Source organism: Sphingomonas dokdonensis (assembly GCF_002197685.1).
Taxonomy (GTDB): domain Bacteria; phylum Pseudomonadota; class Alphaproteobacteria; order Sphingomonadales; family Sphingomonadaceae; genus Sphingomonas; species Sphingomonas dokdonensis.
Window position 1 is genome coordinate 788,717 of sequence record NZ_NBBI01000001.1, and the last position, 17,813, is coordinate 806,529.

The window sequence follows — 17,813 nt, forward strand, 5'->3', positions numbered from 1 at the left end:
GCCACGAGGAGTAATCGATATGGCAATGAGTGGCGGCAGCGATGATGGCGAGCCGATGATGGAGATGAACACGACGCCGTTGATCGACGTCATGCTCGTGCTCCTCATCATGTTCATCATCACCATTCCGATCCAAACCCATGCGGTGAAGGTCGACCTTCCGGTCAACAACCCGGATTCGCCGACCAACCCCGTCGATCCGCAGAAGAACAAGATCACCATTGCGGTGGATGGGACGACCAGCTGGAACGGTGTGCCGGTGGATGCAGTGCGCTTGCGCCAGTATCTCGACATCGCCGCGGCCATGAACCCGGAGCCGGAGTTGCACTTCCAGCCCGACGCGCAGGTTCGCTACGATGTGGTCGACCAGACGCTGGCGGTAATCCGGCGGTCCAACGTGACCAAGCTGGGCTTCATCGGCAACGAGCAATATTACAAGGAGTTCTAATCGCGCGAGCGACGTAGAACCCCATGAGACGGGCGGCCGCTTTGGCCGCCCTTTTTTTTGTTCGCGAACCCCGATGAGCCGGTTCGCGCCGCAACCGGTAGTTGCACCTTTGTCTTCGATATGTCATCACGATGTCACAAAACAGTAACGCGGATGTAGCGACACTGTAACTTGGGAGATCGTAGATGCGTGTAGCGCTTTTCGTGAGCCTTGCGGTTGCCGCGGCCTCGCCGGCACTGGCCACTGATCGCACCGGCTATCAGGCAATCGCCGCGGGCGATTACCAGAAGGCCGAGGAAACACTGGTCCAGGAACGTCGCATCTTCCCGCGGCGCCCCGAGCTGATGATCAATCTCGCGACGGTATATGCACGGACCGGACGCACGTCGGAGGCAGCCAATCTGTATCGCGCCGCATTGCAGGCGGATGCGGTCGATATGGCAATGCCGGACGGCATGGTGACGTCGTCGCACGACGTGGCACAACGCGGCCTCAATCGCCTCGGCACGACCACGCTCGCGGTCCGTTGATCTTCGGCGCCTAACAAGAGATTGGCGTATGCTGAAACGCCTTTGTCTTGTCGGCAACCTGGGACTGCAGCCGATTCTACGTCGAGACGGTGTGCGAAGGCCCGTCGGGCTCGGGTGATATGTCGAGCCGGTAAAGGAGATGAAGGCGAGGCCTTCCACTGTCCCATTCGCTGTCGGTGACTTTATCTACAGAGTCAGTCTCGCTGCTCACACATGATCGATCGGCACTGCGTAGCTTGGGTCGATAAGGCCGGGGCTGGCGCGGGTGCCCCGATGCTCGCGGGCGGTGCGCACAGTTGACCTTTGCGGGTCGTCGCTTCGCGTGTCGGTACGTCCGCACCAGCGCACGGCTTTCTGAATCAGCAGTTGGGCGCTGCATGGACCAATTTCATGGCGTTTGAGGGCATTGCTTCTCGCAAACGGCGTATGAATAGGCGCCGCCGCGTTGACGGGTTCTTCACCCTTGCCGGATATTGGTGAGTTCGTGCTTCTAGCCGAGCACTTCTCTCCCTAGTCTCGCCCTCTAGCCAGGGCACCTTGGCCGTTCGCTCGATCGGACGGCCATTTTTCTGCCGGTGTTCCTTGCATCCGACGGCCGATGGGCCTAGCGGCCGCGCGATCATGTCTACCGATCAGCAATCTGCCGTCGTTCTCGTGTCTGGCGGGCTCGACTCGATGATCTCCGCCGCCATCGCGCGCGAGGCCGGCTATCGCATCTTTGCGCTGTCGATCGATTACAATCAGCGGCATCAGGTCGAACTGGCGGCGGCACGCCGCATCGCGCAGACGCTCGGCGCAGTACGGCACGTTGTGTTGCCGATCGACTTATCCGCGTTCGGCGGATCCGCGTTGACTGCGGATATCTCCGTACCAAAAGATGGCGTTGGCACTGACATTCCGGTGACCTATGTGCCGGCGCGCAACACGGTGTTTCTCAGCCTCGCCCTGGCGTGGGCGGAGGCGGCCGGCGCGCGTTCGCTTTTCATCGGGGTCAATGCGCTTGATTATTCGGGCTATCCCGATTGTCGCCCGGAGTTCATCGCCGGGTTCGAGCATCTGGCCGAGCTCGCGACGAAAGCCGGCGTGGAGGGAGAGGCGTTTCGCATCCATGCGCCGTTGCAGCATATGACCAAGGCGGACATCGTGCGGGAGGGAACGCGGCTTGGTCTCGACCTGGGCATGAGTTGGTCCTGCTACGATCCGAGCCCGGCGGGCACGCATTGCGGATTGTGCGACAGCTGTCGCCTGCGTCACAAGGGGTTCGAGGACGCGGGAATCGCCGATCCGACAATCTATGCCGTTGCGCCGCCGGCGCCCTGACATGAGCTATGCGGTCAAGGAGATGTTCCTGACGCTCCAGGGTGAGGGCGTGCAGGCCGGGCGGCGCGCCGTGTTCATCCGCTTTGCCGGCTGCAATCTGTGGTCGGGGCGCGAGCAGGATCGCGCTACCGCCATCTGCCGTTTTTGCGACACCGATTTCGTCGGTATCGACGGGCTGGGGGGTGGGCGCTTTGCCGATGCCGAGGCCCTGGCAGCCGCCGCCGTGAATATGTGGGATGGAGACAAGGGGGGGCGTTTCGTCGTGCTGACCGGCGGCGAGCCGATGCTGCAGGTCGACGATGCGCTGATCGACGCGCTGCATGCCGCGGGGTTCTTCATCGCGATCGAGAGCAATGGCACGTTGCCGGTGAACCCAGGCATCGACTGGGTCTGCATCAGCCCCAAGGCGGGCAGCGAGACGGTGCAGCGGCAGGGCAACGAGCTGAAGCTGGTCTGGCCACAGCCCGGCAGCGATGTTGTCGCGATGGAAAGCTGGGCGTTCGATCATCTGCTGATCCAGCCGCTGGACGACATCAATGCTGCCGCAAACCAGGAAGCGGCGATGGCGCTGGTGATGGAGCGACCGCGCTGGCGCCTATCCCTGCAAACGCACAAGCTGCTCGGCTTGCGTTGATTAACGACGCGGCGCGACGGCGGTCAGGTTGAAGCAGTAACGGCGCTTAACGCTTCTTTTTCTTCAGGCCGTGCACCTTGTGCCACAGGTAGAATCCGCCCGCCGCCACCAGCGCCAGGCCGATCGCCAGATCCGCCTGATGGAAGAACGCCTTCAATCGAGGATCGTTGTTCCACGATTCGCCAAGCTGCGCCCCGATCCAGGCGAGAAGGAAGCAGAACGGCCAGGAGCCGACAAAGGTGTAAACGTGAAACGGGATGAGCTTCATCCGCGCGACGCCGGCGGGAAAAGCGATAAAGGTGCGGATGATCGGTAGCATGCGGCCGATCAGGATGGCTGCTGCGCCCCAGCGATTGAAGAAGCGGTCCGCCAGGTCGAGCTCGCCGGGGCCGACCAGAACATATTTGCCCCAGCGTTCCGCCAGCGGCCGGCCGCCGCGCTTCCCGATCTCGTAAGCGACGATCGAGCCGAGGTTGCAACCGAGCGCGCCAGCGGTTGCGGCAAGGAAGATGTTCATCTCGCCGGTCGAGACTAGATAGCCCGCGAACGGCATGATGATCTCGGACGGAAGCGGGATGCAGGCGCTCTCAATCGCCATGAGGAGGACGATGCCCCAATAACCGCCGGCACGGATCACGCCGACCGTGAAGATGGCAAGCGCCGCAATGATCTTCTCGAACATGGGTAGGCGCTTTGGCGGGGAGTGGGGGCGATGGTCAATCGCCGATTGCAGATGCTCGGCTGCCCGTCAGGCAATGCGCTGTTGCCGCACCAGAGTGCTGGGTCTGGTCAGGCGGCGGCTTTTGCGGCCAATCGGAGGTCGTCGACGAAGCGGGCATATTCCTGCGTCCGGGCGGCCTCATCCGGCAGCCGCAGAAGGTAGCTGGGATGAACCGTGATCCACGCCTCGCCGGCATTGTCGGGTAGTTGCTGCGCGCGGCCGCGCTCCCGACTGATCGTCATCACCTTCCCGAACAGCGAGCGCGCGGCCGTGGCGCCGAGCGCAACCGTTACCTTGGGGCGGACGAGCATCTGCTCCTGCTCGATCCACCAGCGGCACGCCTCGATCTCGCCGGCGTCGGGCTTGGCGTGGATGCGGCGTTTGCCGCGCGGCTCGAACTTGAAATGCTTGACGGCATTGGTGACATAGGTCTGCGAGCGGTCGATCCCTGCCTCGCCGAGCGCGCGATCGAACAGTTGGCCTGCCGGGCCCACGAAGGGATGACCGGCCATATCCTCCTGATCGCCGGGTTGTTCGCCGACGAACATAATGCTGGCAGACACCGGACCTTCGCCGAACACGGTCTGCGTGGCGGGCTTGTAGAGGTGGCAGCGGGTGCAGCTCATCGCCTCTTCGCGCAAAGCGTCCCACGCAATCTCGCTGTTTCCACCCGGTGCACTTCGTGCCTTGGCGATCATCCCGCTCTCTCGTGCCTGCGCGGTTGCCAGCAACTGGGGGACCAATGCGGTTTCAGGCATGTTTTTCCAGTATTTGCGCGGCATCTCCTTCAACATCGCGCCGACCTTCACACGCGCGGGGTTGAAGATCGATGCGTAATAGGTCTTCCAGACTTCCTCGATCGGATCGCCTTCGGGCGCATCGTCCTTGGTCGCACCGGGCCCTTGGCTGAGGGCAGCGCCATCCCAGTGCAGCGACACATCGGGCGTTAGGATAGACCAGCGCATGCTGGCGAAGCGGTTGACGAAAAACGCTGCGTTGGCGCGGACGATGTGATGCTCTGGCTCGAACCAGGCGACAAAGCGGCTGGCACCATCGTCTGGCACTTCGCGGAAGCGCAAAAAGGCACGCATCTTGTGGATGTCGCGACGGACGTGCTTGGCGAGCCCTTCAAGGCGCCGCACGAGCGGGTCGGCATGATCCTCGATCAGCCCCGCCTCGCGTGGAAGTCGGTAGAGCAGGGTGTAAAGGAGCGCGAAACGCTCCGGATCGCGGTTGAGGATCGCGTTGCGTGCGAGATCGAGGAAGGCGCGTGGTACCTTGAAGCCGGGCTGGACCGGATCGTGGTGCGGCGTTGCGCCGGCCGCGAACAGATCGCCGGCGTGGGCGCCGACCTGCCAGACGACATCGTCGGGCGGCACGTCTTGGGCGACCAGCCCGCGCGCCGCATCACGCCACGCGTCGAAGTCGTCGGGCTCCGGCAGGGTGATTAGGCGCATCGGGCGGTCGTGACGACTTAGTCGCGATCGTCGCCGCCGGGCGGGTTGTCGCGGGCGAGCTCCAGTTCCTCGGGCTTGCGCTCCTTGTAGGTGCCGGCGAGCTTCTTTTCGGTCGCATCGTCCAGTTCCGCGTCGGCGGCGGGGAACATGTCTTCCTCTTCCTCGTCGATGTGATGCTCGTAGCGATGGCGCATGTGGCCAAACCGCTCTTCCCATTCGTCGCTGCCGAACGACATGTCCATCAGCTCGCCGATGAGATCGTCGACCTCCTTGTGCTCGGCGACCGAGTGACGTGCGTCGTCGCGCAGATCCGGATTGCCGAGCATGACGGCGTAGAGCGACTCCTCTTCCGCCGCGGCGTGACTTTGGACTTCGAGGCGGAATTTCTCGAAAAGCGAGCGACGCTCGTCGGTGTCGCCCTTGAGCTCGCCCAACTCCTTCAACATGGATCGCTGCTTGTCGTGATCCGCCTTCAGCGCGGCGTAGATCTCTTGCTGGGCCATTGCGTGGTACTCCTCGGTGTTGCCGGGGAGAACAGGCGGCGCGAACGCTGGTTGCTGTTGCGATCGACTTTCAGGCGGGCAGGGCGGCGCCAAAGGTGGTGTGCAGCGCGACGTCGGCCTCTGCCTGGGCGAGCGCGCGGGCATCGTCGACGTCGAGCCACCAGCCATCACCGATGTCGATCGCGCGGGCACCGCCGGTCGGCACCAATGCCTCAACGCCGGCTGAGATCGAGCCGATGCCGCCGCTTGCGATTACCGCCCGAAGCGCGTCGTGAAAGCGGCCATCGACCGTGAAGACACCGCAGTCGAACGCGTCATAGTCAGGCAGGTGCTTGCCGATCGCCGTGATTGCATCGCCCCGGGTACGGACGCGCGTGACATCGTCCATGTCGACCAGCGGATTTTCGAGCCGCCGATCAACGGCGAGCGAGAGCGGGGCGGGCGGGGCGGCGATCATCTGCGCGATGATGGCAGGATCGCACAGATGGTCCGCCATCATCAGCAGGTGGCGTTCGGGGCCGATGACGTCGGCGCCGGTCAAAACCGAATGGCCATTCGGCAGCGTCCAGTCGGGCGTCGTCACCGTAACGATCGACGGGTCCAGATCGCCGAGATAGGATCGCAGGCGCCCCCCCTCATGCCCGGTAACGACGACGAAACCGCTCGCCCCGCCGGCGCGCGCCGCTTTGATCACGCGCGCGATCAAGGGGACGCCGGCAACGGGGGTCAGCGGCTTGGATGGTGACACCTCGCGCAGCCGGCTGCCAAGGCCGGCTGCGACGATGAGGGCTTTCACGGGAAAGCGCCCTTTTTGCTTACTCTGCGGCGAGCGTGGAGGGCGACTGGATGAACTCGTCGGTCATCTGCGCCGCGACATCGTCGGTGAACTGCTCGGGCGGATGCTTGCAGAAGAAAGCGGACGGGCCGGTGAGCGCGCCGGCCATGCCGCGCTCAAGGCCGAGCTTCACGCAGCGGATCGCGTCCACCACGACAGCGGCCGAGTTCGGGCTGTCCTCGACCGACAGGCGAAGCTCGAGGTTCATCGGTACGTCGCCGAACAGATTGCCCTCAAGTCGAAGGAAGCACAGCTTGTTATCGTGCAGCCACGGAATGTAGTCCGACGGGCCGACGTGGATGTTCTCGTCCGCCAGACGCTCGGACAGGACGGCCTGCACCGCCTCGGTCTTCGACTCTTTCTTGCTGGACAGACGATTGCGATCCAGCATGTTCATGAAGTCGGTGTTGCCGCCGGTGTTCAGCTGATAGGTGTGATCGATCGTCACGCCGCGCTGGTTGAACAGGTTCGACAAAACGCGGTGGACGATGGTGGCGCCGACCTGCGCCTTTACGTCGTCGCCGATGATCGGCAGGCCCGCATCGGCGAACTTCTTTTCCCACTCGGGACGGCTGGCAATGAAGACCGGCATGCAGTTCACTACGCCGACCCGCGCTTCAAGCGCGCATTCCATGTAGAATTCGGTCGCCTCCTGGCTGCCGACGGGCAGGAAGTTGACCAGGATCTCAGCGCCCGAATCCTTCAGCGCCTGGACGATCTCCGCCTTGGTCGCGTCGCGCGTCTCGTCCATGGAAAAGCCGCGATCGTTCGCTGCGGTGAGCATGTGCGGGGCGACACCATCAAGGCGCACGCCCATCTGCACGACGGTGCCCGTGTCCGGCACATCGGCGTGGAACACCTTCGTGCAGTTCGGCTTGGCGAAGATCGCCTTGCCCAGATCAAGGCCGACTTTGCGCGAATCGACGTCGAACGCGGCCACGAATTCCAGATCGGACACGCGATAGCCGCCGATTTCCTCGTGGATCAGGCCATGCGCGGTGTTGCTAGCGGCATAATGGTATTTGCCCTGCACAAGACTGGATGCGCAGTTGCCAACACCGATAACCGCAACCTTGATCGTCGCCATTCTGAAGAAATCCCATGCGGTCAGCGAGGAGCGCCGGCCGTGACAATTGATTTGCAGCGTCGTGACAGATGCGTGTCTCCTGTCAAGCGACCCCTGCCGATGCTAAGGCGCCAAACGCAAAGGGGCGAGCAACGTGACGATAACCGACCAGCCAGCGACAGTGACGGGCAAACCGCGCGAGTTGCAAGGTTTTTTGAACCGCGTGATTTACCATCCGGCGGCGCGGCGCCTGGCCCGTGCGCTGGTGCCGACGCCCGTCACGCCGAACATGGTATCCGTCTTCGGGGCGCTGCTCGTGATCAGCACCGGCGTGCTTTATGCGCGCGTCGGTACGCTTGGAGCCGTGCTCGCCGGCTTCGCCATCCACCTCCTGTGGCATGTGGTGGACGGTGCGGACGGCGATCTTGCTCGGCTTACGGGCCGGGCCAGCGCCAGCGGCGAAGTGGTGGACGGGCTTTGCGACTATGGCGGGCATATCGCGCTGTATGTGCTGTTGGGCAGCGCACTCGACGATGTGATCGGCGTTGCGGCCTGGGTATTGGCGGTGGGCGCCGGCGGGTCGCGCATCGCGCAGTCCGTATTCGCGGAAAGCTCGCGGCGCAGCTATCAATGGTGGGCCTACGGCGTACCGTGGCTCCAGCAGCAGCGCAGCGGTGCGACGGGGATCGGCCGTGCCCTGGGGATGGTCTATCTTGCGATCGGCCGGGTGCTGACGGGCGCGACTGCCAGGATCAACGCGGTCGTCGCGGGCGCGGAGGTGGACCCGTCCGAGCGGCAGCGCATCGCGCGGCTGGCGCGGGAGGTCGGCCCGTCTTTCCTCTTGTTGCCAAGCGCACTCGGCGCCAATCCGCGGACCATCATCCTGGGGCTCAGCATGATCGCGGGTAGCCCGATCTGGTTCTTTCTTGTGGAGATCACCGTGCTCAACCTCCTGCTTGTTACCGGCATCGTGCGACAGCGCAGCCAATGCCGCCGGCTGCTCGGCCTGATCGGGCGGGGGCGCGGCTGATGCCGGGTTTGTGGTTCGAGCAATTCTCGGTCGGGCAGCGCTTCGCTCATGAGATCCGTCGCACGGTGATCGAAGCGGACAACATGCTGTTTTCCGCGCTGACCTATAATCCGGCGGCGCTGCATATCGATCACGATTATGCCGCGACTACCGAGTTCGGGAAGCCGCTGGTCAACTCCTTGTTCACGCTGGGGCTGGTGATCGGCTTGAGTGTGCAGGACACAACCTTCGGTACGACCGTCGCCAATCTGGGCATGAGCGAAACGACGTTTCCGAAGCCAGTTTTCGCCGGTGATACGATTCGCGTCGAAACGGAAGTAAAGGCGCTTCGCCCATCGTCGTCACGGCCGGGGCAGGGGATCGTCACCTTCGAGCATCTCGGGCTCAATCAGCGGGACGAGATCGTGTGCCGAACGCTGCGTGCCGCGCTGATGATGGCAAAGCCCGCCTGAGAGGGAACAAGCGTCGCGCCCCCGCCGTTTCGCTTACGAAACAGGGAGACGTTCATGCTACGTTTAACGATGGCGGCCGGTCTGGCCGCTTGTGTCATCGGGCTCAGCGCGTGCGATGAAGGCAAGCTGGAAACTGGGGCACCGGTTGCGGGCGGCGCCACCGCCGTTGCCCCGTTGCGCACGGCGGCAGGCGCCGACGTCGGGCGCGCCACAGCTACCGAGGTTGCGGGCGGCCTGCGCTTCACCGTTGATGGAATGAACATGCCGGCGGGCACGCACGGCGCGCATGTTCACACCACGGGCCGCTGCGACGCGCCTGATTTCACGACGGCGGGTGGGCACTGGAACCCGACGGAGATGAAGCATGGGACGATGAACCCGCAGGGTCCGCATTACGGCGACATCCCCAATCTGATCGTCGACTCGGGGGGCCGGGGCACCGTGGCGGCGACCATTCCCGGTGCGACGATGGCCGGGCTGCTCGATGCGGACGGTGCGGCATTCGTGATCCACGCCGGGCCTGACGATCTGAAGACCGACCCGTCGGGCAATAGCGGCGGCCGGATTGCTTGCGGCGTGTTCCAGGCGTCCTGATGTCAAAAGGGGCTGCGCCATCAGCACCAGCCCCTTTTTTTCACCTGCCGAAACTTCGGTCGCTTTCAGTGCGGCCTCGCGTCACTCCTTGCGGGTGAGGCTGACGCCGTAAAGCTCCATGCGGTGATCGACGAGGCGAAAGCCCAGCCGCTCCGCGATCTGCTTTTGCAGCAATTCGAGTTCGGGATCGACAAACTCGATCACCTTGCCGGTTTCTACGTCGATCAGATGGTCGTGGTGCGCCTCCGGCGAAGGTTCGTACCGCGCGCGGCCATCGCCGAAATCGTGGCGGTCGAGGATGCCGGCCTCCTCGAACAAGCGCACGGTGCGATAGACCGTGGCGATCGAGATACCGGGGTCGATCGCAGACGCGCGCTCGTAAACCTTTTCCACGTCGGGGTGATCGTCGGCTTCGGAGAGGACGCGGGCTATGACCCGGCGCTGTTCGGTGATTCGCAGCCCTTTTTCATGGCAGAGCGCTTCAAGGTCGATCTTGCGTGGCATTCTCCCCGTGTAGTCGGGGGAGCCTGTTGCGAAAAGCGTAAACGACTCGCAACAACGCTAGGCGAGCTCCACCGAATAGCTGTGAGCGTCGTACGCCTGTCCGGTATGGCCGCGATAGTAACCGCGGCGCTCGCCGCATTTCACGAAACCGTTCGCGCTGTAGAGCCCGATCGCGGTGTTGCCGGCCCGCACCTCAAGGTGAACCCGGACGGCACCGCGGCTGCGCGCCTCTGCCAGAATGCTGCGGACCAGCGCCGCGCCGACACCCTGCCGGCGAAATGGCTGCGCGGTGGCGATAAGCAGCAGTTCGGCTTCGTCCACGATCGCGCGGGCAAGCGCGAAGCCCGCAACACTGCCGTTCACGCGCGCAAGCGTCAGCCACACGCCCGGCATGCCGAGAATGCCGAGCAGCTGGCTGCGCGTCCATGCCTCGCCGAAGCGAGGGTCAAAGGCGCTGTCCATCACCGCCTCAACGGCAGTTGCGTCGGCAGCAACACCGCTGGTCAGTTCCACCATGCGCAGGCGCGTGCTCATGCCGGCAACTTGGCATCCGGCGCGCGTCCATAAAGCGGACGGGCGGGCAGGGTGGAGAGGTCCGGCGGCAACAGATGCGCCTTGGCAGCCTCAGGCAGCGCCTCGCGCGTGGCGAGTTCGGGCTGCAACTGGGTGAGCCAGCGTACGCCGTTGCCAACTGCTATTCGGTGGCCAAGAGCTGCGATCGCTGCCTCGGGCCGCAGCGACGCGAGCGGCTCGGTGGGCATCAGGGGCGAGGCGGTAAACCCTTGCATGAAGACCTCACCGTGCCCGCCTTCCAGCACAACCGCAAGCGGCGTGGCATCATCCTCGGCAAAGGCCGCAGCGGCGATCAGCGCAAGCGAAGAATAGCCGCGTACCGGCACGCCCCACCCGAGCCCGAGCGCGCGGGCAGCGGCGATGCCGACCCGAATGCCGGTGAAGCTGCCGGGGCCAACGTCGACCAGCACGTCGCCTGCGCGGCCGCCATCGGGCAGCGCCGCGATCATCGGCACCAGTCGCTCGGCGTGGCCCCGCCCGACGACATCATGGCGGGCCGCAACGACGTGCCCATCCTCCAACAGCGCGACGGAGCAGGCGGCAGTGGCGGTATCGATAACAAGCGTGCGCGGCATCGCACCCCTTTGCCTGCGGGGCGTTGCGGCTCAAGCCCCTTTTGTTTGGTCCTTGACGTCCGAAGCGATACTCAGACGACGCGGTTAAATTTCTCAAATGCCGGGCGTGGGCTCCGTTCGAAGATGGTGGATGGATCACCATAGCCAAGCGTCGAGATGAAGTTCGTGCGCACGCCCGGCTGATCGGCGAAAAACGCCTTGTCCACTTCGCCCGCGTCAAAGCCGCTCATCGGGCCGGTATCGAGGCCGAGTGCCCGGGCGGCGAGGATGAAATAGCCGCCCTGTAACGACGAATTGCGGAAGGCGGATGCCTCGCGCAGCTCGGTGTTGCCGTCAAACCAGCTCTTCGCGTCGGCATGCGGGAACAGCTCGGGCAGATGCTCGTGAAAGTTCACGTCCATGCCCAAGACCACGCAGACGGGCGCCTTGCGGATCTTGTCGGCATTGCTGTCGCTGGCGAAGCGCGCAAGCTTCTCCTTTGCCTCGTCGCTGACGCACCACACGAGCCGGGCAGGCAGCTGATTGGCGCTGGTCGGCCCCATCTTCATCAGCTCCCAGATCGCGCGCAGCTGGTCTTCGCTGACCGGCTGATCGGTGAAGCCATTGTAGGTCCGGCCAGAACGAAACAGCTGGTCCAGCGCGGCGTCGTCGATCGGAGCGGCCATGAAAAGTCCTTCAGCGTTGATGGTCGCGCCGTTTCGGCCACGGCGCAAAGGGCGGGTGGTGATCGGCGCGCCGGATCAGACGGCGCGGACCTCGGTTACTTCGGGCACGTAATAGCGCAGCAACTGCTCGATGCCGTTCTTCAGCGTGGCCGTGGAGGAGGGGCAACCGGCACATGCGCCCTGCATGCGCAGGAAAACCTTGCCCTTGTCGAAGCCGCGATAGACGATGTCGCCGCCATCGTTCGCGACGGCCGGGCGCACGCGCATGTCGATCAGATCCTTGATCTGTGCCACAATCTCCGCGTCGGCCGGATCGTCGGCAAAGCTTTCTTCCTCCGCGGGGACCGAAAAACCGGCCGAGACGGTGCGGAACAGCGGCATCTGCGCAGTGAAGTGATCCATCAGGATCGCCAGCACGTCCGGCTTCACATCGCGCCAGTCGCTGCCCGGCGCGATGGTGACGGAGATGAAGTCACGGCCGAAGAAGACGCCGCTGACGTCACCCAAATCGAACAGCGCCGTTGCGAGCGGCGACGCCTCCGCCTCCTCCGGGTTTGCGAAATCGCGCGTGCCGGCATCCATGACGATGCGGCCAGGCAGGAATTTCTGGGTAGACGGATTGGGCGTCGGTTCTGTCTCGATCAGCATAAGGCGCATGTGGCGTGCGCAACGGCGACGATCAAGCGCGCGGGCGGAAAGGAAAGGTTTCCGGTCGCGCAAGGCGGCTGCGTCGGATAGCGTCAGGGCCGTGACGCCCATACGGATATCGCTCGATGCAGCCCGGCGCATTGCGCTTGCGGCGCAGGGATTTGGCATATCGCGGCCGCCCCACGCGACCCGGGCGCATCTGCGGCGCACCTTGGATCGGCTCGCGCTGCATCAGATCGACAGCGTCAACGTGCTTGAGCGTGCGCACTACCTACCGGCGTTCTCCCGGCTCGGCAGCTATGACCGGACATTGTTCGACCGCGCCGCCTGGGGGCCGCGATCGCAGCGGACGATGTTCGAATATTGGGCCCACGAAGCCTCGTTGCTGCCGCTGGATCTCCGCCCGCTGCTCCGCTGGCGCATGGATCGTGCCGATCGCGGGATCATGCGATCGGCGGGCATGCGGCGCTTTGCTACGGAGCGGCGATCCGAGGCGATGGCGCTGCTAGCCCGGATCCGCGCAGATGGCGCCATCGCAGCGTCCGATGTGGAGAGCAGCAAGACGGGGTGGTGGGCGTGGAGCGGGGCCAAGGCCGCGCTGGAATGGCTGTTCTATGCCGGCCACGTCACCACCGCGACGCGCCGTCGCGGGTTCGAGCGCGTCTATGACTTGCCCGAGCGTGTGTTGCCTCAGGCTGTTCTGGACCTGCCCACGCCGGACGAGGCAAGCGCGCAGGCCATGCTGATCGAGCGTGCCGCGCGGGCGCTCGGCATCGCGACCGCAGCCGAACTGCGCGACTATTTTCGCATGGGGCCGGCAGATACCGCAGCCGCTATCGGCAGGCTGGTGGCGGAGGGCATGCTACGACCCGCTGCGATCGACGGCTGGCCGCCCGTGTATCTTCATCACGCCGCCAAACACCCGCGCCGTATCGCCGCGCAGGCGCTGCTTGCCCCGTTCGATCCGCTAATCTGGGAGCGTGCACGAACGGAACGGCTATTTGGCTTTCGCTATCGGATCGAGATCTACGTGCCGGCGGACAAGCGGCAATACGGCTATTATGTCCTGCCCTTCCTGCTTGGCGAACGGATCGTCGCGCGGGTGGACCTGAAGGCAGATCGGGCGAATGGCCGCTTACTGGTTCGCGCGTGTCATCTCGAGCCTGGCGCACCGCCGGATACGCGCGAGCGGCTGGAGGAGGAACTGGCAGCCATGGCGACTTGGCTAGGGCTCGAAGCGGTCGAACACTGATCGTTTGCGGGCGTGTCTGCGCCTGGCTGTCGCGCCGCTGCGTACTATGCGGTCAAGTTGCGGCGTCGTTCCTGCGCAAAGGCGGCACGCCGGGCGGTCTGACGAACCAAGTTGGCGATCCATTTGCCGGGATTGCGCAGCGGACGATCAAACTCCAGCAGCAGCACAAGGCAAATTTCGTCGGTGTCGTTCCACACCTCATGCTCGAACGTGTCATCGAACACGAGGGTTTCACCTTCCGCCCAGCGTACGACGCGGCGACCGACTCGCATGCGCGCGTCGCCGTCGCGCGGCACGCCCAGCCCCAGGTGACAGGTGACAAGACCCTTGCTGACGCCGCGGTGCGCGGGAACGTGCGTGCCTGGCGCGAGAAGGGAGAAGAAGGCGCTGCTCAGGCCCGGCACCTGCCGCGCCAAGCCGCTGGTGACGGGACAGCGCGCGGCATTCTCATCGACGCGATAGACGTGATCCGAATGACCCAGCGACGGTGAGTCGGTGGTTTGCGGCATGGCGTGCTGGTCGGGAGCACTTCCGCCGTCACTGGGCGAGGCGTGGCCGCATAGCGCAACCTCAACCGCTTCGGCCCGGATTTCCTCCCAGCGGTCGCGGAACAGCTGCGTCCAGGGGAACAGGCGCACATCCAGAACGGGATCGTTGGGGATGATTGACGATGCCGCGATCAGGCGGTTGAGCGGGCCGCGCAGGTGGTTGCCGATGAGGGCGAGGACGGCGCGGCGCGGCGCTGCCACGATCGGTGCTGGGGTGCGGGGGCGGAGCGCGATCGGCGGAATGGAGCCAGCGGTGAGTTCAGCCGACATCGACACGCGCGGCGGGCAGGCGACGAGGTCGCGATCCTGCCTTGCTGCGCTTCGAGTCGAGATAGCGGCCTCCGCTCTGCCAATCGATTTTCCCCGCGCCGCGCACTTCGCGATCCGGCGGGAAGGCGGAACGCTAGGTACGATTCAGGTCAAAAACATGGCGCGATCGGGACCGTCGAAAGATCGGGAGGAAGTGTGGCGATGATGCAAGCGGCAGGCTAGAAGCCGCGCCATGATCCGCTTTTCGCGCGCTTGTTCTGCGCCACTCGCCGCTCTCCCGCTTCTTGCTCTGCTCGCCGCGCCCGCGATCGGACAGCGTACGCTGCCGAAGCAGGTCGCATCGACGAAAGCTGCCCCACAAGAAGGTGCGAGCACGATCGTCGATCCGGCGACGATCAAGGTCGATACCGCGCCGTGGCTGTTCAAAGGATCGGACATTCCACCCGATACGGCGTGGAATTTCGGCGCGCTGCGCAATGGCCTACGGTATGCGGTGCGCCGCAACGGCGTGCCGCCCGGGCAGGTGGCGGTCCGCGTGCGGATCGACGCCGGTTCGCTGAACGAAACCGATGCAGAGCGCGGCTATGCGCACCTGATCGAGCATTTGTCGTTTCGCGGATCGAAGTATGTGCCCGATGGCGAGGCGAAGCGCGTGTGGCAGCGTTTCGGGGCGACGTTCGGCTCCGATTCCAATGCGCAGACCACGCCGACGCAGACGGTGTACAAGCTCGATCTCCCGGCGGCGACCGAGGCGAACCTCGACGAAAGCCTGAAGATCTTCGCCGGCATGATGTCCGCACCCGGGATCAACGCGCAGGGCCTGGCGGCCGAGCGCCCGGCGGTGCTGGCCGAGCAGCGCGAGGCGCCCGGCCCGCAGGTGCGCCTTTCGGATGCGCGGAACGCCTTGTTCTTCGAGGGGCAGCCGCTGGCGGAGCGCTCTCCGATCGGGAGTGTGAAGACGCTTGAAGCGGCAACGCCGGAAAGCGTGCTCTCCTTTCACCAACGCTGGTATCGCCCGGCACGGACGGTCGTGATCATTTCCGGCGACATCGATCCGGCGACGGCGGCGCGGTTGATCGTCAAGAATTTCGGCGGCTGGCAGGGCACCGGCCCGAACCCCGCCGACCCTGATTTCGGCAAGCCCGATCCGAAGGGCACGCCGACCGCCGCGATTAACGAGCCGTCGATCCCGCCGTTGGTCATCACCGGGGTGCTGCGTCCGTGGACGTACCGCGACGACACGATCATCTTCAACCAGAAGCGGCTGGTCGACCTGGTCGCCATGCGGGTCATCAACCGTCGGCTGGAAGATCGCGCGCGTCAGGGCGGCAGCTACCTTCAGGCGAGCGTCAGCCTTGATGACGTGGCGCGATCCGCGAACGGCACGTTTGTCAGTATCCTGCCGATCGGGGACGATTGGGAGGCTGCGCTGAAGGATGTGCGCGCGGTCATCGCAGATGCGATGGCGACCGCGCCGACTCAGGCGGAGGTCGATCGCGAAACGGCCGAATTCGAAGGCGCTATGCGCAACGATGTCGAAACCGCGCGGGTTGAGGCCGGGTCGAAGCAGGCCGACGACATGGTGCAGGCGCTAGACATTCGCGAGACGGTGGCGGGGCCACAGGAATCGTACAACATCTTCGTGGATGCCAAGAAGAAGGGCATGTTCTCGGCCGCCGGCGTGCTCCAATCGACGCGGCGCGTCTTCAAGGGCGATGCCGAGCGGGCAATGGTAAACACGCGGGTTGCCGATCCGGGCGCCGCGGCAAAGCTGGCGGCGGCGCTCAACGCTGACGTATCGAAGCTGGCAGGGCGCCGCGCCCGCCAGAGCAAGGTCGATTTCAAGGATCTGCCCAAGCTCGGCACGCCCGGAAAGGTCGTGACGCGGGAGGCGATTTCCGATCCCGGCGTGGAAAAGGTGACCTTCTCCAACGGCGTCCGGATGCTGATGTACGCCAATGCGTCTGAAACCGGGCGAGTCTATCTGCGCGTTCGGTTCGGTCGTGGCTATGGGGCGCTGCCGTCCGATCGCCCGACCGCGGCGTGGGCGGCCGAGAGTGCGCTGGTGCAAAGTGGAATCGGCAAGTGGGATCAGGGCGATCTCGACGCGCTGACGACAGGCCGTCGCATGGGGCTGGGCTTCGACATCACGGACGACGCCTTTGTTCTGAACGCCATTACGACGCCAGGCGACTATGCCGACAATCTGGCGCTCATGGCGGCGAAACTGGCCGCGCCGCGGTGGGATGCGGCCCCGGTGTTGCGCGCCAAGGCCGGAGCGCTGGCGGGTTATGCCGGGTTCGATTCGTCGCCGGACGGCGTGCTGTCGCGCGATCTGGAGCGCAAGCTTCGGGCCGGCGACCCGCGCTGGGGGCCGCCGACCCGCGAGGAGATCGAAGCGCTGACGCCGCAGTCGTTCCGCAGCCTGTGGGAACCGCTGTTGGCGACGGGACCGATCGAGGTGGACGTCTTCGGCGACGTGAAGGCCGATGAGGCCATTGCAGCGGTCGCGCGGACGTTCGGGGCGATGAAGCCGCGCAGCGCGGCGCCGGTGGTGGCGCCCGCCACGGCGTTCCCTGCCCATAACGATCGTCCCACCGTGCTGACGCATGATGGCGCGCAGACACAGGCCGCGGCGGTGATCGCCTGGCCAACGGGCGGCGGCACCGACGGGATTGCGGAAAGCCGTCGGCTCGACATCCTGGCAGCGATCTTCGGCGATCGCCTGTTCGATCGGCTCCGCTCGGTGGCGGGGGCGAGCTACAGCCCGAGCGCGGTCAGCCAGTGGCCTCTGGGGCTGAAGAACGGTGGTCGCGTGCTCGCGGTCGGCCAGGTTGCACCGGAAAACGTCGATCTGTTCTTCAAGCTGAGCCGGGAGATTGCCGCCGAGTTGGCGACCAAACCGGTCAGCGACGACGAGTTGCGGCGCGCGATCGGGCCAATGATGCAGTATCTGTCGCGTGCCTCGTCCGGCAACCAGTTCTGGCTGCTTCAGGTGAGTGGCGGGGCCTATGACCCGCGCCGGCTGGATGGCGCCCGGACGCTCGTCACCGATTACATGTCGATCACGCCGCAAGTGCTGCAAGCGACGGCCGCCAAGTATCTGCAGCCGGCAAAGGACTGGACGCTGACGGTCCTGCCGAAGGACGTCGCAAAGTAGCGCTGCTGTGGAGAGGGACGCCGGTGGT

General features: G+C 64.9%; 20 protein-coding genes. 9 read left to right on the forward strand and 11 right to left on the reverse strand.

What is annotated here, in order from left to right:
• Positions 1-19: 19 nt before the first annotated feature.
• The 4 genes from SPDO_RS03670 (at position 20) to queE (ending at position 2,932) form a co-directional block, all read left to right on the forward strand.
• Positions 20-448, forward strand: a complete 429-nt coding sequence (locus tag SPDO_RS03670) for an ExbD/TolR family protein (RefSeq protein ID WP_169716233.1) — start codon at positions 20-22, stop codon at positions 446-448.
• 185 nt (positions 449-633) lie between these two features.
• Positions 634-978 carry a tetratricopeptide repeat protein gene (locus tag SPDO_RS03675; RefSeq protein ID WP_088366041.1) on the forward strand — a complete coding sequence of 115 codons (345 nt, stop codon included), beginning with the start codon at positions 634-636 and terminating at the stop codon, positions 976-978.
• Positions 979-1,599: 621 nt separating this feature from the next.
• The gene (gene queC, locus SPDO_RS03680; protein ID WP_088366363.1) at positions 1,600-2,298 is read left to right on the forward strand and encodes a 7-cyano-7-deazaguanine synthase QueC; all 699 of its coding nucleotides are present in this window, start codon (positions 1,600-1,602) and stop codon (positions 2,296-2,298) included.
• Between the two features lies 1 nt (position 2,299).
• Positions 2,300-2,932: a 7-carboxy-7-deazaguanine synthase gene (gene queE, locus SPDO_RS03685; RefSeq protein ID WP_088366364.1), complete on the forward strand. Its 633-nt coding sequence runs from the start codon at positions 2,300-2,302 to the stop codon at positions 2,930-2,932.
• A gap of 46 nt (positions 2,933-2,978) precedes the next feature.
• Here the strand turns inward: queE and SPDO_RS03690 are convergent, their stop codons facing one another.
• From SPDO_RS03690 to SPDO_RS03710, 5 genes are all read right to left on the reverse strand, one after another.
• Positions 2,979-3,614, reverse strand: a complete 636-nt coding sequence (locus tag SPDO_RS03690; RefSeq protein ID WP_088366042.1) for a DedA family protein — start codon at positions 3,612-3,614, stop codon at positions 2,979-2,981.
• A gap of 107 nt (positions 3,615-3,721) precedes the next feature.
• Complete coding sequence (locus tag SPDO_RS03695) at positions 3,722-5,110, reverse strand: UdgX family uracil-DNA binding protein (protein WP_088366043.1); 1,389 nt, start codon at positions 5,108-5,110, stop codon at positions 3,722-3,724.
• A 17-nt stretch (positions 5,111-5,127) separates the two neighbouring features.
• Positions 5,128-5,613: a hemerythrin domain-containing protein gene (locus SPDO_RS03700; RefSeq protein WP_088366044.1), complete on the reverse strand. Its 486-nt coding sequence runs from the start codon at positions 5,611-5,613 to the stop codon at positions 5,128-5,130.
• 70 nt (positions 5,614-5,683) lie between these two features.
• Complete coding sequence (locus tag SPDO_RS03705; protein ID WP_088366045.1) at positions 5,684-6,409, reverse strand: phosphocholine cytidylyltransferase family protein; 726 nt, start codon at positions 6,407-6,409, stop codon at positions 5,684-5,686.
• 19 nt (positions 6,410-6,428) lie between these two features.
• Positions 6,429-7,535, reverse strand: a complete 1,107-nt coding sequence (locus tag SPDO_RS03710) for an inositol-3-phosphate synthase (protein WP_088366046.1) — start codon at positions 7,533-7,535, stop codon at positions 6,429-6,431.
• Between the two features lie 133 nt (positions 7,536-7,668).
• Here SPDO_RS03710 and SPDO_RS03715 point away from each other — a divergent pair, with 133 nt between their 5' ends.
• From SPDO_RS03715 to SPDO_RS03725, 3 genes are read left to right on the forward strand one after another with little or no spacing between them, the layout of a single operon-like run.
• Positions 7,669-8,544: a CDP-alcohol phosphatidyltransferase family protein gene (locus SPDO_RS03715; RefSeq protein ID WP_143559572.1), complete on the forward strand. Its 876-nt coding sequence runs from the start codon at positions 7,669-7,671 to the stop codon at positions 8,542-8,544.
• Positions 8,544-8,996, forward strand: a complete 453-nt coding sequence (locus SPDO_RS03720) for a MaoC family dehydratase (RefSeq protein WP_088366048.1) — start codon at positions 8,544-8,546, stop codon at positions 8,994-8,996. Before SPDO_RS03715 ends, SPDO_RS03720 begins: the two co-directional genes overlap by 1 nt.
• Before the next feature lie 54 nt (positions 8,997-9,050).
• On the forward strand, positions 9,051-9,590 hold the full coding sequence (locus SPDO_RS03725; protein WP_245829065.1) for a superoxide dismutase family protein: 540 nt from the start codon (positions 9,051-9,053) through the stop codon (positions 9,588-9,590).
• An 81-nt stretch (positions 9,591-9,671) separates the two neighbouring features.
• Here the strand turns inward: SPDO_RS03725 and SPDO_RS03730 are convergent, their stop codons facing one another.
• The 5 genes from SPDO_RS03730 to SPDO_RS03750 form a co-directional block, all read right to left on the reverse strand.
• Positions 9,672-10,094 (reverse strand): Fur family transcriptional regulator, encoded by a 423-nt coding sequence (locus tag SPDO_RS03730; protein ID WP_088366050.1) that lies wholly within the window; start codon positions 10,092-10,094, stop codon positions 9,672-9,674.
• Positions 10,095-10,151: 57 nt separating this feature from the next.
• Positions 10,152-10,628 (reverse strand): GNAT family N-acetyltransferase, encoded by a 477-nt coding sequence (locus SPDO_RS03735; RefSeq protein ID WP_088366051.1) that lies wholly within the window; start codon positions 10,626-10,628, stop codon positions 10,152-10,154.
• Complete coding sequence (gene tsaB / locus SPDO_RS03740) at positions 10,625-11,242, reverse strand: tRNA (adenosine(37)-N6)-threonylcarbamoyltransferase complex dimerization subunit type 1 TsaB (protein ID WP_088366052.1); 618 nt, start codon at positions 11,240-11,242, stop codon at positions 10,625-10,627. The genes SPDO_RS03735 and tsaB overlap by 4 nt, the downstream gene beginning before the upstream one ends.
• Before the next feature lie 71 nt (positions 11,243-11,313).
• On the reverse strand, positions 11,314-11,907 hold the full coding sequence (locus SPDO_RS03745) for a malonic semialdehyde reductase (protein ID WP_088366053.1): 594 nt from the start codon (positions 11,905-11,907) through the stop codon (positions 11,314-11,316).
• A gap of 75 nt (positions 11,908-11,982) precedes the next feature.
• On the reverse strand, positions 11,983-12,555 hold the full coding sequence (locus tag SPDO_RS03750) for a NifU family protein (RefSeq protein WP_088366054.1): 573 nt from the start codon (positions 12,553-12,555) through the stop codon (positions 11,983-11,985).
• 211 nt (positions 12,556-12,766) lie between these two features.
• Between SPDO_RS03750 and SPDO_RS03755 the strand changes: the two genes are divergently transcribed.
• Positions 12,767-13,807 (forward strand): winged helix-turn-helix domain-containing protein, encoded by a 1,041-nt coding sequence (locus SPDO_RS03755; RefSeq protein ID WP_245829068.1) that lies wholly within the window; start codon positions 12,767-12,769, stop codon positions 13,805-13,807.
• 44 nt (positions 13,808-13,851) lie between these two features.
• On the opposite strand, the gene SPDO_RS03760 is transcribed toward SPDO_RS03755, so the two are convergent.
• The gene (locus SPDO_RS03760) at positions 13,852-14,625 is read right to left on the reverse strand and encodes an aspartyl/asparaginyl beta-hydroxylase domain-containing protein (RefSeq protein ID WP_088366056.1); all 774 of its coding nucleotides are present in this window, start codon (positions 14,623-14,625) and stop codon (positions 13,852-13,854) included.
• Positions 14,626-14,857: 232 nt separating this feature from the next.
• Here SPDO_RS03760 and SPDO_RS03765 point away from each other — a divergent pair, with 232 nt between their 5' ends.
• Complete coding sequence (locus SPDO_RS03765) at positions 14,858-17,785, forward strand: M16 family metallopeptidase (protein ID WP_088366057.1); 2,928 nt, start codon at positions 14,858-14,860, stop codon at positions 17,783-17,785.
• Positions 17,786-17,813: the final 28 nt, after the last annotated feature.